At 39.8% G+C, this 25,015-nt stretch carries 23 protein-coding genes and 1 pseudogene; 19 read left to right on the forward strand and 5 right to left on the reverse strand.

From position 1 onward, the window contains the following. Positions 1-194 precede the first annotated feature (194 nt). From MKY93_RS02000 to MKY93_RS02020, 5 genes are all read left to right on the forward strand, one after another. Positions 195-1,190 (forward strand): NAD(P)H-dependent flavin oxidoreductase, encoded by a 996-nt coding sequence (locus tag MKY93_RS02000; protein WP_078817484.1) that lies wholly within the window; start codon positions 195-197, stop codon positions 1,188-1,190. After that, on the forward strand, positions 1,187-2,617 hold the full coding sequence (locus MKY93_RS02005; protein WP_221837924.1) for a carotenoid oxygenase family protein: 1,431 nt from the start codon (positions 1,187-1,189) through the stop codon (positions 2,615-2,617). Before MKY93_RS02000 ends, MKY93_RS02005 begins: the two co-directional genes overlap by 4 nt. 47 nt (positions 2,618-2,664) lie before the next feature. After that, positions 2,665-4,398 carry a class I adenylate-forming enzyme family protein gene (locus MKY93_RS02010; RefSeq protein WP_221837921.1) on the forward strand — a complete coding sequence of 578 codons (1,734 nt, stop codon included), beginning with the start codon at positions 2,665-2,667 and terminating at the stop codon, positions 4,396-4,398. Positions 4,399-4,423: 25 nt separating this feature from the next. Further along, a complete protein-coding gene (locus tag MKY93_RS02015) occupies positions 4,424-5,623 on the forward strand; it encodes an acetyl-CoA C-acyltransferase (protein WP_217698587.1) in 1,200 nt (399 codons plus the stop codon). A gap of 77 nt (positions 5,624-5,700) precedes the next feature. Continuing rightward, entirely contained in the window at positions 5,701-7,110 is a 1,410-nt protein-coding gene (locus tag MKY93_RS02020; RefSeq protein WP_078817480.1) for a sigma-54 interaction domain-containing protein, read from the forward strand. A gap of 327 nt (positions 7,111-7,437) precedes the next feature. Here MKY93_RS02020 and MKY93_RS02025 read toward each other — a convergent pair whose 3' ends face one another. Next, positions 7,438-8,337: a hypothetical protein gene (locus MKY93_RS02025; RefSeq protein ID WP_139365974.1), complete on the reverse strand. Its 900-nt coding sequence runs from the start codon at positions 8,335-8,337 to the stop codon at positions 7,438-7,440. 266 nt (positions 8,338-8,603) lie between these two features. After that, positions 8,604-8,954 (reverse strand): hypothetical protein, encoded by a 351-nt coding sequence (locus MKY93_RS02030; RefSeq protein ID WP_078817478.1) that lies wholly within the window; start codon positions 8,952-8,954, stop codon positions 8,604-8,606. A 159-nt stretch (positions 8,955-9,113) separates the two neighbouring features. Here MKY93_RS02030 and MKY93_RS02035 point away from each other — a divergent pair, with 159 nt between their 5' ends. From MKY93_RS02035 to MKY93_RS02085, 11 genes are all read left to right on the forward strand, one after another. Continuing rightward, positions 9,114-9,887 carry a conserved phage C-terminal domain-containing protein gene (locus MKY93_RS02035; protein ID WP_340758082.1) on the forward strand — a complete coding sequence of 258 codons (774 nt, stop codon included), beginning with the start codon at positions 9,114-9,116 and terminating at the stop codon, positions 9,885-9,887. Further along, positions 9,884-11,164 (forward strand): replicative DNA helicase, encoded by a 1,281-nt coding sequence (locus tag MKY93_RS02040; RefSeq protein WP_340758083.1) that lies wholly within the window; start codon positions 9,884-9,886, stop codon positions 11,162-11,164. Before MKY93_RS02035 ends, MKY93_RS02040 begins: the two co-directional genes overlap by 4 nt. Continuing rightward, positions 11,161-11,337 (forward strand): hypothetical protein, encoded by a 177-nt coding sequence (locus MKY93_RS02045; RefSeq protein WP_340758084.1) that lies wholly within the window; start codon positions 11,161-11,163, stop codon positions 11,335-11,337. Before MKY93_RS02040 ends, MKY93_RS02045 begins: the two co-directional genes overlap by 4 nt. Next, a complete protein-coding gene (locus MKY93_RS02050; RefSeq protein WP_340758085.1) occupies positions 11,324-11,626 on the forward strand; it encodes a hypothetical protein in 303 nt (100 codons plus the stop codon). The genes MKY93_RS02045 and MKY93_RS02050 overlap by 14 nt, the downstream gene beginning before the upstream one ends. A 114-nt stretch (positions 11,627-11,740) precedes the next feature. Continuing rightward, positions 11,741-12,001, forward strand: a complete 261-nt coding sequence (locus tag MKY93_RS02055) for a hypothetical protein (RefSeq protein WP_340758086.1) — start codon at positions 11,741-11,743, stop codon at positions 11,999-12,001. 402 nt (positions 12,002-12,403) lie between these two features. Then, a complete protein-coding gene (locus tag MKY93_RS02060) occupies positions 12,404-12,550 on the forward strand; it encodes a hypothetical protein (protein WP_340758087.1) in 147 nt (48 codons plus the stop codon). A gap of 705 nt (positions 12,551-13,255) precedes the next feature. Beyond that, positions 13,256-13,855, forward strand: a complete 600-nt coding sequence (locus MKY93_RS02065) for a recombinase family protein (protein WP_445683473.1) — start codon at positions 13,256-13,258, stop codon at positions 13,853-13,855. Positions 13,856-13,972: 117 nt separating this feature from the next. Next, the gene (locus tag MKY93_RS02070; protein ID WP_340758089.1) at positions 13,973-15,088 is read left to right on the forward strand and encodes a DNA cytosine methyltransferase; all 1,116 of its coding nucleotides are present in this window, start codon (positions 13,973-13,975) and stop codon (positions 15,086-15,088) included. Positions 15,089-15,103: 15 nt separating this feature from the next. Next, positions 15,104-16,171, forward strand: a complete 1,068-nt coding sequence (locus MKY93_RS02075) for a DNA cytosine methyltransferase (protein WP_340758090.1) — start codon at positions 15,104-15,106, stop codon at positions 16,169-16,171. Positions 16,172-16,275: 104 nt separating this feature from the next. Then, positions 16,276-17,949 carry an McrB family protein gene (locus MKY93_RS02080; protein WP_340758091.1) on the forward strand — a complete coding sequence of 558 codons (1,674 nt, stop codon included), beginning with the start codon at positions 16,276-16,278 and terminating at the stop codon, positions 17,947-17,949. Beyond that, positions 17,946-19,232, forward strand: coding sequence for an McrC family protein (locus MKY93_RS02085; protein WP_340758092.1), 1,287 nt, complete (start codon positions 17,946-17,948; stop codon positions 19,230-19,232). The genes MKY93_RS02080 and MKY93_RS02085 overlap by 4 nt, the downstream gene beginning before the upstream one ends. Before the next feature lie 171 nt (positions 19,233-19,403). Here the strand turns inward: MKY93_RS02085 and MKY93_RS02090 are convergent, their stop codons facing one another. After that, positions 19,404-19,730 carry a hypothetical protein gene (locus MKY93_RS02090; RefSeq protein WP_340758093.1) on the reverse strand — a complete coding sequence of 109 codons (327 nt, stop codon included), beginning with the start codon at positions 19,728-19,730 and terminating at the stop codon, positions 19,404-19,406. Between the two features lie 364 nt (positions 19,731-20,094). Between MKY93_RS02090 and MKY93_RS02095 the strand changes: the two are divergent. Beyond that, positions 20,095-21,390, forward strand: a pseudogene (locus MKY93_RS02095) (transposase). A gap of 295 nt (positions 21,391-21,685) precedes the next feature. Here MKY93_RS02095 and MKY93_RS02100 read toward each other — a convergent pair. Both MKY93_RS02100 and MKY93_RS02105 read right to left on the reverse strand, forming a co-directional pair. Continuing rightward, complete coding sequence (locus MKY93_RS02100; RefSeq protein ID WP_340758094.1) at positions 21,686-22,141, reverse strand: staygreen family protein; 456 nt, start codon at positions 22,139-22,141, stop codon at positions 21,686-21,688. Positions 22,142-22,396: 255 nt separating this feature from the next. Further along, entirely contained in the window at positions 22,397-23,011 is a 615-nt protein-coding gene (locus MKY93_RS02105; protein ID WP_340758095.1) for a TetR/AcrR family transcriptional regulator, read from the reverse strand. A 188-nt stretch (positions 23,012-23,199) separates the two neighbouring features. On the opposite strand from MKY93_RS02105, the gene MKY93_RS02110 reads away from it, so the two are divergent. Both MKY93_RS02110 and MKY93_RS02115 read left to right on the forward strand, forming a co-directional pair. After that, entirely contained in the window at positions 23,200-24,450 is a 1,251-nt protein-coding gene (locus MKY93_RS02110) for a 3-isopropylmalate dehydratase large subunit (protein WP_340758096.1), read from the forward strand. A 13-nt stretch (positions 24,451-24,463) separates the two neighbouring features. After that, a complete protein-coding gene (locus MKY93_RS02115) occupies positions 24,464-24,973 on the forward strand; it encodes a 3-isopropylmalate dehydratase (RefSeq protein ID WP_340758097.1) in 510 nt (169 codons plus the stop codon). Positions 24,974-25,015 lie beyond the last annotated feature (42 nt).

The following is a 25,015-nucleotide window of genomic DNA, read 5'->3' on the forward strand; positions in this document are numbered from 1 at the left end:
GGAAATATGGGAATGGCTTAATTTTCTGATTACTATCCTACTCACTTTTATGTCTTTTGATTACTTTTGGAATCGAATATCCTTGCTAACAGTGATTCTGATACATCGTTTTAATTGGCATGATACTTGCAATATAGACTGGCACACTAGTGAAAGTGTAATTTCGAAAGAGTCTTTATTTGGAGGGGATATAAATGGGGAAAAAAGAAGATGTGTTGAAAGCACTATCAGACCAAATGGTATTGCCAGTCATCGCGGCACCAATGTTTCTAGTATCTAATCCCGAGCTAGTCACGGCATGTTGCAGGAATGGGGTCATTGGTTCTTTTCCTGCACCGAACGCCAGAACGATTGAACAATTAGAAGAGTGGATGATTCAAATTACCACTTCATTAGAAGAGCATGCAAAGTCAGGTCAAAAAACGGCTCCTTGGGCACTTAATATGGTTACCCATCGTACGTATAGTCGCCTGAAGGAAGAAGTGGAATTGATTTTACGCTATCAGCCGAAAATCGTGATTACGGCGTTAGGCAGTCCAACTACAGTCATTGAAGCTGTGCATAGTTATGGCGGGCTTGTATTTGCTGACGTGAATTCGGTAAAATTTGCCAAAAAGTCTGCTCGGACAGGGGTTGATGGGCTGATCCTCGTGAGTTCGGGCGCTGGAGGACATACAGGGAATATGAACAGCTTTGCATTCGTGGAAGCGGTTCGGCAATTCTTTGATGGCCTAATTATATTGGCGGGCGGGATTTCTACAGGAAACGGAATTCTTGCTGCCCAATCACTTGGTGCAGATTTAGCTTATATGGGAACCTCATTCATTTCCACATCAGAAAGTATGGCGCAAGTGGAATATAAAGAAATGGTCGTAGATGCGGAATTCGATGATATCGTCATGACGGATGCATTTACAGGCGTTCATGCAAATATGCTTCGTCCCAGTATTGAAAAAGCGGGACTCGATCCGAAAAAGTTAAAGCCGAAAACGACGATTAATTTCAGTGATCCTCAAGCCGGTACAAAAGCATGGAAAAATATTTGGTCAGCAGGACACGGCGTAGAATCGGTAACAAACATTCAACCGGCTGCAGACATTATTTCGGGGCTTGTAGAACAATATGAAAAAGCGCAAATGCGTTTAAGTCAAATAAACTATTGGAACATGCACAAGGAGGAAATCAAATGACTAAAATGCAAACTGAAATAAATCCCTATTTACAAGATCCTTTATATTCACCTACAGAAGAAGAGCTTTTCGTCGAAGAACTGCCGGTCATTGAAGGAGAAATTCCTTCTGATTTCAGCGGTGTGTATGTTCGCAACGGTCCGAATCCAAAGTATGAACCAACAGGCCGTCATCATTGGTTTGACGGAGACGGTATGCTGCACGCAGTCTATTTTAAAGATGGGAAAGTCAGTTACAGAAACCGATATGTTCATACAAAAGGCTATGAGTATGAAGACAAAACAAAGCAATCTGAATGGGTTGGTCTCAGAGATAATATAGCGGGAAATCCCAAATTTGAACCATTGAAAAACACATCCAATACAGATGTTGTCTACCACAATAATAATCTCTTAAGTCTTTGGTATAAGTCGGGGGAACCTTATCGAATAGATGCAAAAACGCTGGAAACGATAGGTGTGGAAAACTTTAATGACCAATTAAAAGTACATGTTTCCGCACATTCCAAAGTAGATGAGAATACAGGAGAATTCATTTTCTTCGATTATGGAAATTCATATCCTTATATGATGTACGGAGTGGTTTCGGCAGACGGAAAGGATGTGCATAGCGTACCAATCGATTTACCTGGTCCGCGTAACCCGCACGATATGTGGATAACTGAGAAGTATTCAATTCTAATGGATTTGCCACTCTTTGCGAATACGGAAGCATTGAAAAAGGGGCGCTATAAAGTGGAATTTCATCAGAATATCCCAAGCCGTTTCGGTGTGATTCCACGTCATGGGAATTCCAATGAAATTCGCTGGTTTGAGGCAGATCCTTGCTATATCTACCATTCTATCAACGCATGGGAAGATGGCGATGAAATTGTACTTGTCGGCTGTCGTGTTGATCAGCCTGAGCCGCCCAAACGCTCTACTGAGAGTGACATTGAAAGAATGATGCAGTTCTTACAATTGAATGCAAAGCTCCATTACTGGCGCTTAAATCTCAAGACAGGTGCTGTAAAAGAAGGCGAATTGGATGATTTGAATACGGAATTCCCTGCCATCAATCTGCACTATATGGGGCGCAAAGGTCGTTATTCTTACAACGTGCATATCGATTCTTCCCATACATTAAAATTTACGGGATTAGTGAAGTACGACACATGGACCGGCCAATCCCAAAAGTATCTGTTTGATGAGCATTTTTTTGGTTCCGAAGCTGCGTTTGCGCCTAAGAAACAGGCCCAGTCGGAGGATGAAGGCTATGTGGTTTGTTATACACATAATGAGGTTACGAATAAATCCGAGCTGGTAATTTTAGATGCTCAGCAGTTTGATTTGGGTCCGGTTGCCAGAATTGCACTGCCGCACCGTGTGCCGATGGGTTTCCATGCGACTTGGATTTCAGGGGAGAATTTCTTCGGTTCCGAAGCGTAAACCGTACAATGAATGCATCAAGCTTTTAAAAATGAGGGGGCGGGAATATGATATTGGCAGATCAAAAAAAGATTGATGAGTATACAGCAAAAGGATTTTGGGGAACGGAAACATTATATGAATTATTTTTGAGGAACGTCAAAAACAAACCGGAATCCCTAGCCGCAGCCGATCCATTAAATAGGGAAGCCATCTGCTCAGGAGTTCCGCAGCAGTACACGTATGAAGAATTGTTGGAACGAGTTGAAACCCTATCGATTTACTTGCTGAAGAACGGTATTCGAAAAGACGACATTATTGGAATTCAGCTGCCAAACACGGTTGAAATGCTCCTGACATATTTAGCAATCCTTCGAATCGGTGCCATCGCGACACCCTTTCCTGTTCAGTATAGGAAACATGAATACAGAACACTTTTAAATTTTACAGAAGCAAAAGCCATAATTACTATGACGAATATTTTAAAGCATCATGCCGCCCAGGACTTTGTAGAGGTAAAACCAGAAGTTTCTTCATTGGAACATATTTTTGCTTGGGGAGACAATGTGCCGGAAGGTGTAATCTCTTTAAATAATCTCAACATGTCTGAAAAAGATCGTCAAAAAGCAGAAGAAATCTGTACTGCTACAAAAAACACAGCGAATGATGTGTTTACAATTTGCTGGACATCCGGGACTGAAGGAACACCTAAAGGCGTCCCGCGTACACATAATGAGTGGATCATCTCTTCGTATGCGTCTGTCGATGCGGCAGCATTTACAGAAGAAGAGGTTTTACTGAATACATTCCCGATGGTTAACATGGCAGGGATTGCGGGTATGTTCGTCCCTTGGTTACTTACAAACTGCACTTTGATCATGCACCATCCTTTCGATCTTCCGACATTTTTGCGCCAAATTGCTTCAGCCCGTGCTACCTATACATTGGCCCCGCCGGCTTTGCTGAATGCAATGCTGAATAATGAAGGAATCCTAAAAAATGCAGACTTTTCATCGCTGCGGGCAATCGGATCCGGTTCTACTCCGCTATCTCCCTGGATGGTAAAAGGGTGGCAAGATAAATTTGATATCTCCATCATTAATTATTTCGGTTCAAATGAAGGGGCGACATTTATAAGTGATCCGCGTGATATTCCCGATCCGGAACAGCGTGCCAATTACTTTCCGCGTCTAGGAGTAAAAGGGCTGGAATGGACGACCAGAATTGCTCATTACTTCGAAAGCAAGCTGGTAGATGTGAAAACTGGATCCGTCATAACGGAAAGTGGTATACCTGGTGAAATGCGTATTAAAGGGGCCAGCGTATTTCCAGGCTATTGGGGACAAGAAGATGCCCAAAATGAATTTTTTGATGAAGAAGGTTACTTCCGCACAGGTGATCTATTTGAAATCATTGAAAAAGAAGGAGAGCAGAAATTTTATCGCTTTGTCGGCAGAACAAAGGAAATCATCATCCGTGGCGGTGTCAATATCAGCCCTGCAGAAGTAGAATATTTACTTCAAACACATCCCAAGGTGGCGGAAGTTTCGATTGTCGGTCTTCCTGATAAACGTATGGGTGAAAAAGCCTGCGCTTGTATCGTTTTAAAAGATCCTGGTAGTTTGCTGACAATAGAAGAAATAATACAGTACTTCAAAGATCATGATTATGCGATATATAAAATACCTGAATACGTGTACTTTCTCGACGAGCTGCCTCGTAATCCTGTCGGCAAAATACTGAAGTATCATTTGAAACAGCAGGTCCTAAATTCACCAGAAGACGTAAAATTAGAGGTATGACCGGTAAAAGGAGTGAGAAGGTATCATGGATGCATACATTTATGAAGCAATCCGCACACCCAGAGGAGCAGGTAAAGTATCCGGTTCTTTAGCATCTGTCCAGCCAATACAGCTTATTTCCGCTTTGTTACATGCACTGGAGGAACGACATTCATTCAATAAAGCGTTGATTGAGGATTTTGTTCTCGGATGTGTGACACAGGTAAAAGATCAAGGAGGGAATTTGGCCAAAATCGCTGCAATCTATGCAGGGCTCCCGGAAACAGTGAGTGGTGTAACAATTAACCGCTTTTGTGCATCAGGTTTAGATGCTGTCGGTTTAGCAGCCGCAAAAGTACAGGTGGGATTTGAAAATGTTGTGTTGGCAGGAGGTGTGGAGTCCGTTTCCCGGGTACCCATGTTTTCCGATAAAGGTGCATGGTATGCAGATCGGGAGGTCAGTAAAAAAACTGGATTCGTACAAATGGGTGTTTCCGCTGACGTTATCGCGGCGTTAGAAGGGTTTTCAAGAAGGGAATTGGACGAATATGCAGTGGAATCCCAAAAACGTGCAGCATATGCCAGAGACAACGGTTATTTAGCCTCGTCGATCATTCCGATTTATGATGAGAATCGTAATCTTTTACTCGACAAAGATGAATTAATTCGAGAAAACAGCACAGTAGAAAGTTTGGCTGCACTCACGCCTTCCTTCATTAAATATGGGGTAGGTGAAGCGGAGGATAAAATTTACGAGGCATTTCCTACTCTCGGGAAAATTGAGCATCTGCATCATCCGGGAAATTCTCCTTCGTTAGCGGATGGGGCGTCGTTAGTAGTCATCGGTAATAAACAATCTGCAAAGGCATTGAACGTGAAGCCGCGTGCAAAAATTCTTGGCATCGCAAATACTTCGGCTAGTCCGTATTTGCTGACAGGCGGTCAAGCAGCCTGCAAAAAAGTGCTTGATCAGACCAATTTGAATTTTAATGATATCGATTTAATTGAGTATAATGAGGCGTTTGCAGCGACGGTCTTAAAATTTATCCAAGATGAAAAAATCGATCCTTCAAAGGTAAATGTCAATGGCGGCGCTATCTCAATGGGCCATGCACTTGGGGGTACGGGTGGCATGTTGATTGCTACGATTTTAGACGAATTGGAAAGAACCGAAAAAAAACGTGGACTGGTTGCCATTAGCGGCGGCGGTGGTGTGGGGACGGCGCTTATCCTCGAACGTATATAAAATATAGAAAAGCAGAATATCTCTTCGGAGAATTCTGCTTTTCTGTTTTAATTATTAGACTTTTGAGATAATATAGAATGAAAGCTTTGATTCGAAAGCAACTCAATCGAATTAAATGGGGTGAAATGGTGGCAGACATTTATAAACAAGCATTTCAAAATAGCTTTGATGGTATATGTGTGTTTAATCCACAAGGCGAGGGCCTTGAAATTAATAAAGCTGCACAGCGCATCACTGGTTTTTCAGCAGAGGAGTTTATTGGAGAAACAGCCAAGCAAGCACTCCAAAAAGGATATATCTCAAAATCTATCACAGAGATCATAATTAAAACAAAAAAAACTGTCACCGAAGTGATTAGCGTACGTGGTGTCGAAATTTTAGCAACAGGAAATCCTGTAATGGATGAAAACGGTCATCTGAAATATATCATCTTAAATGTACGTGATATTTCTGAGTTGAACAATTTGAAACTAGATGTATTGCTTTCGATTGCGTTGCGCCGCAAAAATGAACAACTTACGAGTCCGCTACTCTCCAATTCTGCTGCTTTGATTCATACGGAAAATGTCATTGCCGCTAGCCCTAAAATGAAAAAAGTTATTCAATTGGCAGCCAGAGTGGCAAAAGTGGATTCTTCGATCCTGATTTTAGGGGATTCAGGTGTAGGCAAAGAAGTTGTGGTCAAATTCATTCATGAAAACAGCTCCAGAGCAAGCCATCCATTCATTAAAATCAATTGTTCGGCGATTCCCCGCGACTTACTGGAATCTGAGTTGTTTGGATACGAAAAAGGAGCTTTTACAGGTGCCAATCAGCAGGGGAAAGCCGGCCTTTTTGAAGTGGCAAACGGTGGCACATTGTTTTTGGATGAAATCGGTGATATGCCGATGGATTTACAAGTTAAGCTATTACGGGTTCTGCAAGAATTTGAAATTCGGCGTATAGGTGGAACAAAAGATATTAAAATTGATGTTCGCATTGTATCTGCCACAAATAAAAATCTTGAAGAACTCATTGAAAAAGAAGCATTTCGGGAAGATTTATACTATCGCCTAAATATTATCCCGATTCATATTGCGCCTTTGCGTGAACGCCCGGAAGATATACAGCAGCTAGCTCATTTATTTCTAAACCGCACAAATCGAAAATACGGGCTTGAACGACATTTTCAGCCGGGTTTGGTGGAATTGCTTCATCAATATGATTGGCCAGGAAATATTCGAGAAATGGAGAATATGATTGAGCGGCTTGTCGTCACGGCGGAACATGACGAAATCAGCTGGAGTAGCTTGCCTTTTATTGCCGATCATCCCAATCTAAGTGAACATTATTCTTTGAAAGCGACTTTAGAGGAAATTGAGAAAAAGATTATTTTGGAAAAACTACAGACATACCGAACTACGCGAAAATTGGCTCAGGTGCTGGGCATTAGCCAATCCGCAGTTGTGAAGAAAATAAAAAAGTATGGGATTTCATATGAAGATTGAATTTTTGGCGGGTCAACGTCTTAGTAATAATCTTGAATTTAATAGCCAATAGGAACTGATTGACTTATCGGACGGAGCATCGTTTCTAATGAATTTCCACGTGGACGCGGATGGTGTCCATTGCATCCTTAGTATGTTGTATTAGGCCAGGATACAATTGAAACAATCAGATTGACAACTGTTTGAAATAGATTTGCTTTGCTATAATAAAACCATTCTTTTATCTGCAATTGGCTTCAATTAAATAGTTAATTGGCGCGCGAAGCAATTAGTGAACGATTCCAAATTGAGTCAAAGTCGTTTCGCGCGCCATCGATACGCTGCACCCTACTGAAGCAGTTCATTACGGATTGCCAAAACCTCATCCTCAGAAAGCCCCGCCAAATCCGCAATTTCTTCAAGGGACAAATCCTTTTTCAACATATTTTGGACAAGACGCAAACGCTCTTCGATTCTGCCTTCCGTCTTACCTTCCACTCGTTCCATTTCAAAAGCATTTGCGATTGTGGGCGACGCGTTCTCCTTATTATAAAGTTCCATCAGCTTTTTCTCCTCTCCTAAGATGGGATACATAACTTCCGAAAGTTTTTGTTCCAGGTCCTTTGGCAATTTCAACAGGTAGTCAATGAAGTGAAACACGGCTTGAACTGCTGTACGCGGGTATTTCTCATTTCGAACGATTTCGCGCATAAGTTTCATTTTGAATTGGTAGCGCTGCAGCTCTTTGTCATTCGTTGAATGCAGGTACTTTGCGGCCAATACGACCTTACTGAACAGCTTGTCGGACTGCTGCAGTTCCTCAACGGGATAGTCGAGGAGTTTACGATTAGTATACGCATAATGCAGCGTCGTGCCAAAATATTGGTATCGGAAATCGACTGGGGCTTTGCTTTCGTGTGGAGATGTCATAATGGCGAGTGCAATGATCTTTTCGCGATAACGGTCATAGATCCGGTAGAAGTACTGAAACATGCGGGCAGAAAAGTCCGCATGATCGGTGCCTTGGACTTCCACATGGATGAGAATCCATTGTTCCCTACCTTCTTTCAATTGCACTTTCACAATCTGATCGGCTACCCCGCGACCTTTTTTCTTATCATTGACTAATTGAAAAAGCTCTTGCTGAAGAAAGTCAGGTGCTTTTGAAAAATCGATATGCGCATGCAGATTCGGTTCGAAAAACAGCAGGAAGTCTTCAAATAGATCACCGATCACTTTCTTCCACAAACCATCTTGATCAACAGCATACGTTGCAGAATGTTCCCTAATGTGTGTAATGCCGATATCTGCTCACCCCTCCAATATAAACCAACTATTCAGTTAATTGTAACACAACAAGAACATACGTTCAATAAAAAGACAAAACAAACCTGTGTGACAGGCCATCACAAAGACTCGCCTATGCCCGTTACCTTAAAAATACATTCGTTCTGCACGCAACGATTAAATTTGCAGCCGGAAGGACTCAGCCGTCCTCCCGGCTCCTTTTCGGCTTAATCTGCATCCACATCATTCCATGCTCCTGCCGGCAGAATCACATAGATATTGGCCCCGGGGCCTTGCGTTTCTGGTTCGATAAATGCTACCCGCCGGATCATCTCCAGTTTAATCAGCTTTCGGATTGTCCGCCGAATGGTGGAATTGGATACGTCCAATTCGTCTTCCATCTGCTTTTGCGTCAATTGTGCCACCAAAAATGGACCGGAATGTGAATGGATCAATTCGAATACCGTCCGGTCCGTGCGGTTCGTCTTGTGCCGTTTCCCTTTCAGATGCCGGCGGACGGCCGAATCCAACTCCTGCCGACTCGTGAATGTAGTATGGCCTGCTAAATGATTCGCCAACTCATCACTCCTTTTGCCCTTTATATAGCCGGGGGACCAAAAAGGGATACACGGAGAACAATTCTGACCTCACCTGTATCCTTTTCGCGAAATGTCCCTATATAGCTTGCAGAAGGGCAATGAAGTCCTTTTCAAAAATTAACAGGGAGGAATGTCGCGATGAATTTACTGATCAACGAATCGCCATTATTGATCTTGCCATCGCTTGTAAAGCAAGTGGGTTTGAATGAAGCGGTCTTTCTGCAACAATTGCATTTCCGGTCACTTGTCTCACCCAATGTCTTTGAAGGTGAAAAGTGGGTGTATAAAACGTATGAGGACTGGGGGAAAGAGTTTGAATTCTGGTCGCGCACTACCATCCGGCGCATGATCGGCAACCTGGAGACGAAAGGTTATTTGATTTCCACCTCCAAACACAACAAGATAAAAGCCGACCAGACGAAATGGTACCGCGTCGATTATTCCACTATCGATTTTGTCGCTGTCCAAGACCCGAATCACAACCCGAAACAGGCAACTGCAACTGCCCATGACGAGCAGAAGGAGCTGCCCGAGTTGAGCAGACCAATAAGTAAAGAACTTAAGAACTCTAAAAAAGAGATTGTCGGGATTCACCACGACGAGATTGTGACGATCATTGAATACCTCAACCTGAAAACCGATAAAAAGTTCAAGACCAACGCATCAGCCACCAGAAGACTTCTCAATGCCCGAATGAATGAAGGCTATTCTGTGGATGACATCAAACGGGTAATCGACTTGAAAACAACACAATGGCTGCCGGACAGGAAATTCCGTAACTACTTGCGGCCTTCCACCTTGTTCAATTCAAGCAACTTTGAGAACTATATGAATGAAGGCGAGCCGGTGAAAAGCCAGGCACAGCCATTCAAGCCTTTCGAGCTGGATTTCACTAAGGGGAGGAATAAATGAGTCATGTGTTAGCTGAGAAGAGTCTGCTTGGCAGCATGATGAAGGAGAACCACTTGATCTTGGACAGCGACTTTCAGGCAGAGTTTTTCGAGTCCTATATCCACCAGAGGATTTACAGCGCGATGCGTGAACTGGCCAGTGCGAATCGGGCGGCTGACTACATCACCCTCCTGACGATCCGGGAACCGGCGAGTCTCGGCGGAGCGAATTATCTGGTGGAACTCAAAAGCTTCGCCCATCCTGCCCGCTTCGATGAATACAAGGAAATCATCATCGGCAAATGGAAAGAAGCCGAGAAAACGAGACTGCTGCAGCTGGCGCAACAAGATAACTGGTCCCTTTCCGAAATCCAGCACTCATTCGATGCCCTGCAGGATGAGAACACGGCGGGTGTGGAGACTTCCTTGAGGAATGAGTTGGTCGCGCAATATGAACGGCCATTTAAGCCGATGGATGAAAATACCGGTACGGGAACAGGGCTTGCTGCTTTGGACCGGGTTCTGAACGGCTTTCAAGACAGTGAATTCATCATCGTGGCGGCCAGACCCTCGATGGGGAAAACAGATACTCTGAACCACTTCGCATTGAGTGCAGGCTGGGCAGGTCATCTGCCGATCATCTTTTCGCTCGAGATGAGCAGGAAGTCCATGATTGACCGATTAATTGCCGCAACGGCAGGCTATAGCAGATTACGTATGCGAGATCCTTACCGGCATTTCACCGATAAGCAAAAGGAAGATTGGAGCGTCGCCATGAGCAGGCTGGATGACTCGAACATCCATATCGACGACAGAAGCGCCTTGAAAGTAAGCCAAATTAAAGCTGCAGCAAGGAAAATCATCAAAGGGAACCCGGACAAACGCCCGATCATTTTCATCGACTATTTACAGATCATCCGGCCTGACGGGAATCCAATCAACCAAAACCAGATCATCGGCCAAATCAGTGCCGACCTGAAGAACATGGCCAAGGAATTCAACTGCCCCGTGGTCGTATTGTCGCAACTGTCGAGGGCAGTGGAACATCGCCCGGACAAGTGTCCGCTCATGAGTGATCTGCGGGACTCGGGGAACATCGAACAGGATGCCGATGTGGTCGCATTCCTCTATAGGGAAGACTATTACCAGAAGGAAACCATGCCGTCAGATGAGCTCGAAATCGACGTCGTCAAGCACCGGAACGGTCCGACCGGCAGAATTTCCGTGACGTACATTAAAGAGACCGGCAAGCTAAGTGACATCGAACGATCTGCCCGGAGAGGGAGTGGAACAGGATGAAAATCACAGTCGGGGAATTTTTTGAATTCGCAATTGAAATGGACATGAGCCTCGTATCGCATGCAATCTATTGGGCGCTGACAAACGGCAAAGTGGATGTAAACGACAATATGGAAAAACTAAAAAAAGGTGCAATCCGACGAAGCGGAAATCTTCCGGTTGCACAAAACTAATCTATTGGGCACCGGACGCATCAAACTGTATGCCGTCAAAACCCAAACGAAAGACTGGTTCGCCTTTTACTTCGCAGAACAGGCATTAGACGTATTCCGGCTGCATCGAGAAAAATTCCGCGAAACCAACGTGCACCTCCTGCCAGCCGACCGCCTCCTGTGCGGAGTGATGGCTTCCGCCGAGACCGGAAAAGAGGAGTTCCTGTTCGAACGGAAGAAACGCATGGCCGAATTCCCCGCTTATGTCGGGCATGCGAGGGCGGGGGAGATGGTGATGTTTCAGGTATAGGGGGATGAGATGTGTTTCTTGATGTACTATGCCCTCACTCAATTCTAAATTGTTCGTTAATTATATATATAATGAAGTTAAGGATTGGCAAAGACAAAGCATGGGTTGTATACTATGACAAAACAGAATATGGAACAAGTCCTCCATGAGATAGATCTGACATTTCCTGAAGGGAGTAAATTGACAATGACGTTAGCTGATATTTTGCGAGAAGAAGGACTAAAAGAGGGTCTGTCACAAGGTGTGGAAAAAGGAAAGGTTGAGACACTTTCTGAAATCGCAAATATGTTGTTGTTTAGAAAGTTTGGTGAGGTTCCAAAAGATATCAAAGAACATATTTCTAATGCCGATCCAGTGGCATTACAACTTTTATAGGCAGATATATTAAACTTAAAAGACGTAGAAGAAGTCAGAAGATACTTTCAGTAACCGCTATTCATGCAAAAGCCTTACGTACAGTTAATCATGTAACTGAGCCTCATTTGCAAAACGGCGACCTGTTCGCAAAGAAGTTTTAACCCAAAATAGTAATCACCCTGCTAATTTTCTAAATAAGCGAGGGGTGGTTATTTTTTTTGTGTTATGTTGACTTGTTTTTTTCTAAGATAAACAATCAACTATTCTGAGAAACCGAATAGTTGAAATCGAGGGGGAAAAAGGGAGTAGAGCGTGAAGTCTCGTTTTATAATGTTGGAATGATATTCACCATCGCCTACTTTGCGAAATATTGGCTTCCGTCGAGACAGGAAAAGAGGAGTTCCTGTTCGAACGGAAAAAATGCATGGGCGAATTTCCCACTTATGTCGGGCATGCGAGGGAGAGGGGGGTGTTTCAGGTGGGGAAGAAGTGGATGGAATGAAAGCGATTATTGGTCTTTATGTCGATTTAGTCGATTTAGATGAAGAATACCTGGTCCTCATATGATTTTGAAGTGTTTCAGAGACGTGGGTGATAGGGGTTTCATGATTGCATCTTTTTTGTAAAGCGTGACAGATCAGCATGAAATTAAGTCGTTACATTTTTTGGAATCTACAGAGCATTGGCAGGTCGAATGATAAAGATTAAAAATACCAAAAGATTTAAAGGATTTGTTTGAAAATCTGCGGCAGCGTGCAATTAGTATCAGTGTAATGGCAATGATGAAGAGCATTTTCAATCTGACGAGTTAATTCAGTTGTGTCTTGCCGAGCTGATCTATGAGACGTTTTTATGAATGTGTATTAGGAGTACACTGTATCGTTCGATTTTGAGGAGTCTCATTAATAAAAAAAAAGAAATGGAATTTATTAGCAAATACCGGGTGGCTGCTTGTTTTTTAATAGGCAATGAGAAAGAAAAAATCTCCATCCTATCCTATCTGTTCTATTTTCTCTAATTGACTTTGCTAGTATAATGGATTCGCTTCAAGTGGTATATATTCTGGAATAGCGTTCGGATTGTGGGGCAATAAGTGTTGCTTGTTTATTTCTACATTGAATTTATAAATATTTCGAGAATGTATATTCTTCATACAAAGAATTTAGAAAATGTTCAGACAGAGTAGACTCTGTTCAAACATCCCGGAATATAGTATTATGGGTATAAGCTATTATTCGCGAAAATTTGTTCGTTAACTAAGAGGTGATAAATTTGATTTTTGGATATGTGAGGGGAATTTCAGAAACTCAGAGCCTTGAAAGACAAATAGAAGAATTACGGAGTTTTGGTTGTGATTTTATATTTGAAGAGAAACAGACTGATTTAACTTGCGATAAGCCAGTTTATAAAGAAATGCGCTCGAAATTATGTTCAGGAGATATTTTAGTTGTCTATGACTTAAGTGGACTAGGAAAAAAGTTTAGGGAAATTAGAGATGAATGGAAAGCACTTATAGAGGAAAATATCGAAATTATTGTTCTCAAAATGCCGATTTTAGATACAAGAAAAGAGGGAGGAGAAAGAACAGTCGCCGATCTTGTACTCTCACTTCTTTCTTGGGTAGTAGAGGAAGAAGGAGAGAGAGTAAGAATAGCTCAAAAGAAAGGCATTGAAATAGCAAAAAGGCAAGGAAAGTTCATGGGCGGAAAAAGAAGATACCATGAGAATGCGACTGGCGAGGAAAAAATCATTTACGACGAAGTAGTGAGATGTTTAAAAGATAATATTAGCATTATGAATATACATCGAAATACAGGATTGTCTAGGAACACCATCTATATAATAAAAGAAGAAATAGAAAAACTGAAATGAGTTAACAAATACATTTCTCAAGTTCCTTGAATAAATTAATCATATGGTTTGTATTAGCAAGCTATCCATAGTTGTACATAAAAGAGGGATTGAGGTTTCAATAAAATATAATTTGAATTGGAAGATCAAAAAGTGACGAAAAAAACATACAACGTTATAGATTTATTTAGTGGCTGTGGGGGTTTTTCTTTTGGTTTTGAGCAAGCGGGGTATAAAATACTTTTAGGGGTTGACATTTGGCAGGAAGCATTGAAAACATTTAAAAAAAATCATAAGGACTCTAAGGTTTTAGAAGCCGATCTATCTTTACTACCAACAGAGAAAATTTTAAATAAGTGCAATGTATCCAAGCAAGATATTGATGTAATCATCGGAGGACCTCCTTGTCAAGGCTTCTCTCTATCAGGATTTCGTCAAGAAGATGATCCAAGGAATCAGCTTTATAAATCGTTTGTTAGGGTCGTAAAGGACATTCAACCAAAGGCATTTGTAATGGAAAATGTTCCTGGGTTAGTGAAATTATTTAAAGGAAAAGCAAAAGATGAAATTATTAGTCACTTTGAAAGTATAGGCTATAATGTTACTTACAAAATCTTAATGGCTTCTGAATATGGGGTGCCCCAAAATAGGAAAAGAGTTTTCTTCGTAGGTCTTAAAAAGGGGATTTTCGATTTTCCGGATGATGTTTTCCAATTCCCTGAACCAACCAATGGAGCTGGTAGACTTCCTTTGCTTACATGTAAGAATGCTTTAAGCGATCTGCCTCTATTGGAGAATGGGGAAGAAGTTATTGAATATATCTCCAGTCCTCAAAATGACTATCAAAAATTAATGAGAGGCAAAAGCACATCAATTCACAATCATATTCCTACCATTCATAAAAAACAAACTGTCGACATTATTTCATTAGTTCCTGATGGGGGTAACTATAAGGATTTACCGAAAGAGCTACAAGAAACAAGAAAAGTTAATATTGCCTGGACTCGGATGAATAGCAATAAACCAAGTTTTACGATAGATACAGGGCATAACCATCATTTTCACTATATTGCTAATCGTGTGCCCACAGTGCGCGAGTCTGCCAGAATTCAATCTTTTCCGGATGAATTTATTTTTGAGGGCTCTAAGACTAATCAACTCAAACAAGTCGGAAATGCGGTTCCGCCATTGTTAGGGCGTGTAATAGCGGAAAAGTTAAAAGATACCTTGAACATGATTGATAAAAAAAATTAAGAAAGGGGCTTGAAAATGCTTAAAGTGGTTTCCTTGTTTGCAGGATGTGGTGGAGCGGATGTCGGCTTGTTGGGTGGGTTTAAATATATTGGACAAAACTATGCTCGACTCCCATATGAGATAGTGTATGCGAACGATATTGATAAAAAAGCTATAAATACTTATGAGAAAAATTTTGGATCTTATGGTCACCGAGTTGAGAATGGTGACATTCTTAATATTAAAGAAGAGATGATCCCTGCACATGATTTACTAATAGGTGGATTTCCTTGCCAATCTTTTAGTACCGTCAACCCAACCAAAGATCCGTTCGATGACCGAGCGAATTTATATAAAGAAATGATAAGGGTTTTAAAATATCACAAACCTAGGTTTTTTATAGCGGAAAATGTAAAAGGGTTCATGACTCTTCATAAGGGAGAGATTTATAAACGTGTTTGTAATGAGTTTGAAAAGGCTGGTTATAATCTTTCTTCCAAACTTCTTAACTCTGCAGACTTTGGGATACCGCAAAAAAGAGAAAGAGTTTTCATTGTTGGAGTCAGAGACGATTTAAAACAAGGTTACGAGTTTCCGTTAGAAACACATGATGTTAACGGCGAGAATAATAAAAAACCATGGGTTCCATTAAAAGAAGTAATAGACAGTTTAGTTCCGAATGATCCAAAGTATTATTTCTCGGAAAGAGCCGTTCAAGGGATGAAGAATGCTAAGAAAAATATGAAAAGAGGATTGTGGCAAGATTTAAATGCTCCATGTCTTACTATCACCAGCCACTTGGCGAAAGTGAGTTTGAATTCGCGAGACCCTGTTTTATTAGTGGATCCTGAAAAAGAGTTATATAGACGTTTTACACCAAGAGAAGCGGCAAGGATACAATCGTTCCCTGACTCTTTCCAACTAGTCGGTTCCCAAGGTGACGCTTATCGCCAAATTGGTAATGCGATACCGCCGGTATTGTTTTGGCACTTATCACGAGCTCTGTATAAACAATTCAGCCAATGCTTTGCGGAGTTGAAAGATACAGACAATACCATAATAAATGAAGACAATCAATTGGAAATGTTGTTAAATGGGGTGTAGATATATATCTACACCTTTTTTTGTGAGATACTATTAAATAGTACGTCATGTTAAGTTTTATATTACAATAAGCTAAACATATTATTTAACAAGGAGTGAACGAGTTGACAGAGTTCAAATGGACAAATGCCGCTTATAACACGATGACAGCAGCGGCGATAAACCAACTTTCTATATTGTATAATATGAGAGGACAGGAATATACAGAGGATTTTAAAAGGAGAGCTGATAACGAAAGACGTGTTTTACTTGGGCAACAAGCACAAGAAACAGGGAAGCTCAGTAGCGTCGAGACATACATAACTGCATTTGAGCAACAAGGGTGGACTCAAAGAATAACAGGGGAAACTAGTATTACATTCGACTTTACTCCAGCAGGGGAACAAGCGATATTACTTTTAACTAAAGTACCAGACCATCTTAAGTTTTTCCCATATTTTATAGCCGAGATCATAGCTAGATATAAGCAGGATAATCCAGCCCAGGGGAGAAAAAATCCAGGCAGTACAGACATATTTCCTTACTGGACATTCTATAAAATCATCCGTGAATGTAATGATTATCTAAGTGAAGATGAATTTCGTAGGTTTTTGGTTAAGATGGAAAACCGCAATCAAATTACTCAGACAATAGAAGATATTCATAAATATAGAGATGACTTGGATAACCATATACAATTACAAGAGATTGATCAGAAATATGGGGGAGCTAATAATGAGACTAAGGCAAGACCTCTATATTTTATGCATCGTGCAGGCGAAGGTTTAGGGAAAGTAGGCAACTTTAATTATGGAATCATTGAGACGGATGGTAGATGTCCCCTGGGAACTACGAAGTATATATTAAATGAATCATATTGTGAATTCGTAGACTACATATTGGATAATGAACCTCCTGGTTTGCCAAATGATTTGTCGCGAAATGACTGGTTCAGTTACTATGGAGCTCCAATTGTTAGTTCGTTGGATAGCGAAGTAGAGGACGACGATATAATTTGGATTAATATTAATCGATTAGTCGAGAAAGGTTCGTCAGGCATAATATTAAGCGGACCGCCTGGAACCAGTAAAACATGGTATGCAAAACAATTAGCTTTAAAATTAACTGATGGTGATGAAAGTCATATTGAATCTATTCAATTTCATCCTTCATACAGTTACGAGGACTTTGTAGAGGGTTTTGTACCAAGTACCTCTACCCATGAAGCTAATTTCATTGTGAAAAAGAAGATTTTTACTCAAATGTGTGATAAGGCCTCCTTAAACCCTAATCACAGGTATGTATTAATAATTGATGAGTTTAACCGAGGGGATATAAGTAAAATTCTGGGTGAATTAATGACGTACTTAGAGACTGAGTATCGTGGTATTCCTTTTCGTTTACCTTATAGCGAAGAGGAAATAATAATACCCCGAAATTTGATTCTAATCGGTACGATGAATCCTTATGATAAATCAGTTACTGAATTCGATATAGCGTTGACTAGGAGATTTGATGTATACGAAATGCTTCCTGATAGCAATTTGTTAAGAAAAATACTAACGAGGAATAAAATGGAAGAACAATTGCAAGAAGATTTAGTGAAATTTTTTATTGAAATTCAAGATATATTTGAGGTGGGTCTTGGTCACGCCTTTTTTAAAAATAGCAAGGATAAGAAGGATCTCAATGACGTTTGGAAATATCAGTTAGAACCTCTATTTAAAAAAGAATTTAAATATGAAGATGATATAATGGAAAAAATTATTAATATTTACCCATGGAGTGAAGAGGATTGAGGGTCCTTGATATAATAGAGAATCAAAGTATTATAATCGATGAAAAAGTTGTATTAAGGGACGAGTATTTTGATATTATTGCTAATAATGTGGATAAAAAATTTTATTCTGTAGCATACAAACCAGTAGGTCTGGAGATTACAGCAAGTAATTATATAGGAACAGTGCCTATCAATAAAAGTCTGGCTTTAAATATAAAACCTAAGATTGGTATCAAAAATTTCTTTTATATTCTTCTTAAATCAGAAAGAGAATTAAATATGTTAGAAGATTTTATGCGAAAATATAATAAAATGGAAAATAATACCAACCTCATTGATTTATTGACAATAGCCTTTTTGAAAAAAATGCAAAAAATTGAACGAGAAGGTATATACAGAGATTATGTTCGAAAGGAGCGTAATTCAAGTACTACTAAGGGAAAAATATTATTCAAAGAGCATATAACGTTAAATGTTTTTAAGAATATTGATTACAGAGTAGTTCACTCCTTTCAGGAGTTGGATAGGGATATATTGTCAAACCAGGTTATCAAATTAACAGTTGAGCATTTAATTAGATACTATCGTTTGTTTGGTAAAGAGAAGAAGTATTTAAGAAAGCTACTATACTTAAGAGAGGTTTTTTCTCGTGTTTCTTACGTTAGTCACATAATAGATTTTTCCCAGCAAGACATTAAGCGTCTTATTAATGATATTCCTCAAATTCGTTCTTATTATGTAGACGTTCTAGAAACATGCTTTTTGATAATGAAAAGAGCCACTTTTCAATTTGAAAAAGGGATTGATAGCAAAGGTTTAAACTTGCCGTCCATTTATATCAATACTGAAGATGTATTTGAAAGATTTTTATTAAATGCATTGGTTGATTTAGAAGACGATCAAAATGTCTCTTTCTATAAGGGAAAAAAATATCTGTTTTCTGACGTTTCCATTCCTAGAATTGAGCCTGATATTGTAATCGAAGAAAACAAGGTCGTCACTTGTATAGCCGATGCAAAATATAAAGGCGATAAACCTAAAAGAGAAGATATTTTTCAAATGATAAGCTATTTAGTGTCATATAATTGTGAAGTGGGTGTGTTCATCTTACCTAAGCATAATAACGCTACTGCGGAGTATCTAGGAACTATTGATGAGAAGTGCTTATACGTATATCGGGTAAATTTGAATCATTTAGACGAAAAAGATATTAAGGAAGAGGAACTAAAATTGCATGCATTCCTTAAGAAGAATCTCCATGATAAAAAAGATTTTTGTGAAAAGCAAAAAGGAAATATTTGAGTCAATAAGATTGTTATAGTAGGGTTCTAAGAGGAAGAATGAAAAGATGGATTTTACGGAAGTCTACAATTTATTTTGCTCACTTTGAAAAAGGTAATCTACATCCTTATACCAACGAATTTCCTGGAATGTGTTCCGTGAGATTCGTTGGTGATTGGATCTCATCGCCATTCAGTGAAATTGCGCAGGCGTCATATCCACTTGGTTGACCAATAATAAATAATCTAAGGCTGAAAAATTGGCGAAATTGATTGCAAATGACCTTGCCTCTGAAATTCCTGAGAACTGGAAGGACTCTAGTTCTAGTGTGGGAATATATATTCCGTTTGAATCTTTGACTATTAAGTGAATCCCAAGAATGGTTCCAATGACAGTATGGCCTGAGTAACCCTTGCTTGTGGTGAATAGGATGCCAAATCGGTCGTCGAATGAAGGGAAAATCGTATGGAGTATCTCATTATCTTTGAAAGCCGTATGCAAATGCACTTTTTTTTCCATGTTCGTATAACCTCTTTTCTATAATTTAGGGATGACTCAAATTCGAATTTTCTGTTTTTTATCCCACTATACTTATAACGCTTTAACTAGCGGATGTCAAAATATAGTTCAAATGCTCAAATGGATATGGTAATCTCATAGGGTTCACGCATTTTTAGAAAAGAAGTATATTTCACATAAAAAAGAATCGTCGAAAGTCTTATCAGTATAATCATTCTTTCTTTCATTTTCTATATGAATGAATTTCATAATTCTGATCCCTTGTCTCCCAAGGGGTTGAAGGCATCAAAAAAGAAGTACCTCTCTAAATCTTGTATAATGGTAGTCGACGAAACATCCCATAAAGATCGGAGGAGTACTCCCTATGACCATTATACGAAAGGGGAGCCTATTTGGCATCCAAGAATTATACGTGATGGAACCTACCCGAAAATATAAAGAGATCATGGCTGCCATCTTCTTTGAAATTAATAAGAAATCCAGATTCGGTGCCACGACCGAATTAAATTATGGAGCCATGCTAGTTAGTGTATTCGCGCGTTATATCGAACGAATTCCGACCATCAAGGACCTGGTAAAGCGATTGAAACACGACTTATCTTTCAAACTAGATTGCGGATTTAAGGTCTTAGATGCTGTTCCTTCCGAGGCTTCATACAGCCGTATGCTGATTACGTTACGTAAAACAAAATTCTTGGAAAACGTTCAGGAAACCACCATTCTGGACGCCATTGCTGCGACGCATTTTGAGGCGCGTGACAAAGCACCGAGTAAACATGGAAAAACCAAAAACAGAACCGAAAAAGCGGGGTCGTAAAAAGAAAGAAGAGCGGGAACAATGGTTGGCTAAAGAAGCTGAACGAAAAGCAAACCTGCCGATGTACGAAAAGAAAATCGAAGACCAGCTAGGTGTTCCACTTCACGAGTTATGGGCCGAGATTCCACAAGAGCCCTACTGGGGAGTCAAGGAAAACAGTGAAGGACAGCACGAGTATTGCTTCGGCTACAAAGGGCATTTGGCAGTGGGTGCATTCAGCCAATATATCTTGCAGTCCCTGTTCTCCTCTGGTAACTTGAACTACGGAAAAGCCGCAATTCCGCTGTTATAAGGAATTGAAGAACGGCTCCCACTTCCTCATTTGATGTATCACACGATGGATGCCAGCTACGATTTTGAAATTATTTACGAACAGGTGCATCGTATGAGACAACAATCTATCATTGCTTATAATAAGCGTAACGAACAATAGTGCCTTGGTTTTGATGAACATTTTGCGCTCACTTGTTTCAGAGAACATTCCTATCGTTATGATAGTTATGATGCGCAATATGAAACACTGAAATACACTCGCCCCAAGGAGTACCTGGAGTGCCCAATGGCAAATGAAGGTATCTGTTAGAAGGTGTACAAAGTCAAAATCACCACTGATTTACGAGGAAATGGAGCACCAGCCCGCGGTTCTTGTTCATGGAAAAACTATAGAATCTACGTAGAACGGGTCAACGCCTATTTAAAAGAGTTTTCCAAATGAATAATGTTCGCTATCGCACAGGTAAACGTGCAAATCTTCATTTTGACTTATTAGTCCTAATTTACAACGCTTCTAAACTCGCTGCCGATCGGATCAACACAAGGTTACAACTGCTTCAAGCCGCATGATTTTTGTTTTTTGAAATACAATTTGCCAATTCGGCCCTTGTTTGTATTTTTAATAAGAGCAATTATGAAATTGACTCAAGTAGTTGAACAATCAGTTTACATAGATGAAAAATTTTATATCAAGTTTATCAATGAATAGTCTAATTTTATCTCAATAAAAACCGTACATAGTCACATCCCGGTGGGCGGTGCCATAAGTAAGGTTTAAAAAAAAATTAAAAAAGCTAGTCAAGACGTTTCAATAAATCTTGCCTAGCTTACCTATTTTGTATGAAATGTTAAAACGCTAAACGTATTACATCGACAAACTACTGTAAGTCCCCCAATTCTCTTGCCTAGCCAATTGAGGGTGAGTGGATATAAAGCTAACGATGATATGAGCAGTATCAAGGTTCGGGTATTGGTTGAATAGGAATCTATCGCCATATCGAATAGCTGATAGTGCAAGTGGTAACTCACGTTTAAATATTTCATTCCGTTTTGCGGATACATTTTCATTGTGTTCTCCCTGATCTACATATAAATATACATAGAAAAATAAGCATTTCCTATTCATAATCCACTCACCTAAGACCTCATCTCTCATCTGAGTATTAACTTTATCCCAAGCATACTCATTTCCAATCGTTAAAAATAGATCTCCAGTCTCATCTGAATGAGTCAGTGTGTAACGTCTTGGAATGATAGGGTGCATTGTAGTAATACCATGCCTATATTGAACGAATAGCTTTTCTGGGTTGAACTTGCTCAAGCACTCAACTCCATTTGTTTTATTATCAATATGCAGATATAAGACTATTAACTAGTTAAACGTCATACGTATTAAGTTTTTAGCGTCCTATGTTTCAATGTTGGATGGTCAAATCGCACTTAAACTTATTATGGCGAACCACCCCATACGTAAATGAAGTTTTTCTTATATCAATTGGTACGGTATAATGTAAGTCCTCATTCATTCTTAAAAAGCTTTCCTCTCAAAATACCAATGCAACCAATTTTGTTTATATTACTTCGTTAGTACCTTTTCAATAAGCGTATTCAGTGATTTACTTCCAAAATCACTTAGTAAAATCGTCGGATTCTTAAGTAAACAGTATTCCAGAAATAGCCCCTTATAGAATACTACAATAATTTCTGCGTAGAATTGCCCATCTTCTTCATTATTAAATTCCTGAGATTCTATTCCTTCTTCGATAATAAGTTTTACAATCCTATATAATTTTCGATTTTCATTATTGATAAATATTTTATCGTCAGGTGAAGATAGCTGGTTGATTAATACAGCTGATAGAAAGTCGAAGCCCATATCATCACAAAAGTAAAAGCCCGATAGTAAAATAGTTTGCAGTTTTTCAGTGAAAGATACTTCAGCTTCTTTTAATTCCTCATACTTTTCCTCATATACTTCATCGATTAACTGATAATGCTCCAGGATGACGTCATGTTTTGATTTGAAATGTGTATAGAATGACCCTTTAGAAACACCGGCTGAATTTGTGATTTCTTCGATGTGAACATTCTCAATCCCCTTTTCTTTAAATAAACTTAAGGCACTTTCAAATAATTTTCTTTTGGTATTTTTAGCTTTCGTTTCGCGGCTTATTGGTATTTTGCTACTCATATGTTTTCCTCCTAATAAATTAAGTCTTGCAAAATGTTCTGACTAATTGTATTATTCAATAAAGCAACTGACTCAGGTCATTGACCTGATTAATTTATCTGACTATTTAATCTCATAATAGCATTTGTGAAGTGTAAAAGACATAGAAAGATAGTTTTCTAGTAAATTTGAAGAAGGGAAGTGTAGTCTTGGGCCAAACAATAGCAGAAAAAGTATTTTCTAAAAACTACAATAAAAAAGTTGAAGTAGGGGAAGAAAGATTGTTTTCTCCAGATATTATAACAGCATATGATTATCCCGGATATATAGATAAATATGAAAAGCAGTTGGAAGAGCTGAATATTCACAAAGTGAAAAATCCCGAGAAGTTCTTATTGTTCATTGATCACTTTTATCCAGCAGGAACACCGAAAGAACAGGAGATACATCAAATCACCAGAAGATTTTCTAAGAAATATGGATTTAAGTTATATGAGGGTGCAGGAATAGGACATCAAGTAATTTCTGAAAAGGGCTATATTAAACCGGGAGAGTTTGTTGTGCATTTTGACGGTCACATCAGTACGATTGGCGCACTTGGTGCCATTGGGATTGGTATCAGAAACAGCATGATAGAGGCTTTTGCGACGGAACAGGTTTCACTTGTTGTCCCACCGACAGTACGAATCAATTTGACTGGAAAGCTACTGAAAGGCGTGACTTCCAGAGATGTTTTTCATTCCATTATTAAACAGATTGGACCAGCCGGCTGTCGTTTAAGCGTAATTGAGTACGGAGGGCCAGGTCTCAAATCATTGGAAATGGATGAACGATTCACTTTATGTAATTTAGCTATGTTTCTAGGTGGTGTATCCGCCGTCATGGAGACAGACGAGGTGACACATGACTATCTGGAGACACACAATGTGAAAGATTATGATGATATGTACCCCGACAACGATGCGGAATACTTGCGGGAATATACGATTCAATTGGAGGAAGTAGAGCCTATAATTGTAATACCTCCAACACCGGCAAATACAGTACCAATTTCAGAAGTGTTGGGATTAACTATTGACCATGGATATATTGGATCCTGTGCAAGCGGCCGAATTAAAGACTTTCAGCAGGCTTTGGAAATTCTGGATGGACGTCATGTGGCTGAAAGTTTCCGTTTAAACGCAGTACCAACGACAACCAATATTCAGTTGCAAATGAGTGAGTTGGGGCTTACACAAAGACTCATTAAAGCGGGAGCCCTAGTTCAAGTGTCCTCATGCGATTTTTGCATTGGACAAATGGGAGCGCTTTCAGACGGCGAACGCTCGGTCTCAACAGGAACTCTAAATGTTCCAGGACGTATGGGTAGCAATAAGGCTGAAATCTATACAGCAAGTCCGTACACAATCGCTGCAACCGCCATCAATGGAAAAATAACGGATCCAAGGACCATGATGTAGGAGGGGAATGTATATGATGGAAAATCTGGATGGCAGAGTTTGCTGGGTATTTGATGAACCGAATTTCGATATCGATTTAATTGTAGGCGTTACGAATATGAAAATACAGGATATCGAAAAATTAAAAGAGGTATGTATGAGTAATTATGATAAGGATTTTACTAATCAAGTTCAGGAGGGAGACGTGATTATAGGGGGGGAGAACTTCGGATATGGACATCCGCACTATCCATCATGCCGGGCTTTACGGGCATTAGGGGTTAAAGGGATTATTGCAGAATCGTTTTCGCCGGGATTCTATCGGGGAGAATCTACCAATGGGTTTCCACTAATTGAATGTAAAGGGATAGCAAAGGTGGCAGATCGATGGGATCACATTATTTATGACTGGGACACGGAAGAACTGACGTTGGTAAATAAGGGGATTACGTTAAAAAGTGAAAAAGTACCTGAAAAGACCAAGGATTTGATTAAGTATGGGGACATCATAAGCTACTTGCAAAATAGAAGATTGACTTCCTGATTGATGATGAACTTTATTGAAATTCATCTAACGATCCAAAAC

The sequence above is a fragment of the Sporosarcina sp. FSL W7-1283 genome, from assembly GCF_038003105.1.
Classification (GTDB): Bacteria; Bacillota; Bacilli; order Bacillales_A; family Planococcaceae; genus Sporosarcina; species Sporosarcina newyorkensis.

Coding starts and splice junctions, on each gene's coding strand:
- MKY93_RS02005 (WP_221837924.1), top strand. CDS start 1,187: ATGACTAAAATGCAAACTGAAATAAATCCCTATTTACAAGATCCTTTA.
- MKY93_RS02090 (WP_340758093.1), bottom strand. CDS start 19,730: ATGGAAAAAAAAGTGCATTTGCATACGGCTTTCAAAGATAATGAGATA.
- MKY93_RS02115 (WP_340758097.1), top strand. CDS start 24,464: ATGATGGAAAATCTGGATGGCAGAGTTTGCTGGGTATTTGATGAACCG.
- MKY93_RS02060 (WP_340758087.1), top strand. CDS start 12,404: ATGCATGGGCGAATTTCCCACTTATGTCGGGCATGCGAGGGAGAGGGG.
- MKY93_RS02035 (WP_340758082.1), top strand. CDS start 9,114: ATGAATTTACTGATCAACGAATCGCCATTATTGATCTTGCCATCGCTT.
- MKY93_RS02075 (WP_340758090.1), top strand. CDS start 15,104: ATGCTTAAAGTGGTTTCCTTGTTTGCAGGATGTGGTGGAGCGGATGTC.
- MKY93_RS02020 (WP_078817480.1), top strand. CDS start 5,701: ATGAAAGCTTTGATTCGAAAGCAACTCAATCGAATTAAATGGGGTGAA.
- MKY93_RS02040 (WP_340758083.1), top strand. CDS start 9,884: ATGAGTCATGTGTTAGCTGAGAAGAGTCTGCTTGGCAGCATGATGAAG.
- MKY93_RS02105 (WP_340758095.1), bottom strand. CDS start 23,011: ATGAGTAGCAAAATACCAATAAGCCGCGAAACGAAAGCTAAAAATACC.
- MKY93_RS02055 (WP_340758086.1), top strand. CDS start 11,741: ATGACAAAACAGAATATGGAACAAGTCCTCCATGAGATAGATCTGACA.
- MKY93_RS02015 (WP_217698587.1), top strand. CDS start 4,424: ATGGATGCATACATTTATGAAGCAATCCGCACACCCAGAGGAGCAGGT.
- MKY93_RS02010 (WP_221837921.1), top strand. CDS start 2,665: ATGATATTGGCAGATCAAAAAAAGATTGATGAGTATACAGCAAAAGGA.
- MKY93_RS02045 (WP_340758084.1), top strand. CDS start 11,161: ATGAAAATCACAGTCGGGGAATTTTTTGAATTCGCAATTGAAATGGAC.
- MKY93_RS02000 (WP_078817484.1), top strand. CDS start 195: ATGGGGAAAAAAGAAGATGTGTTGAAAGCACTATCAGACCAAATGGTA.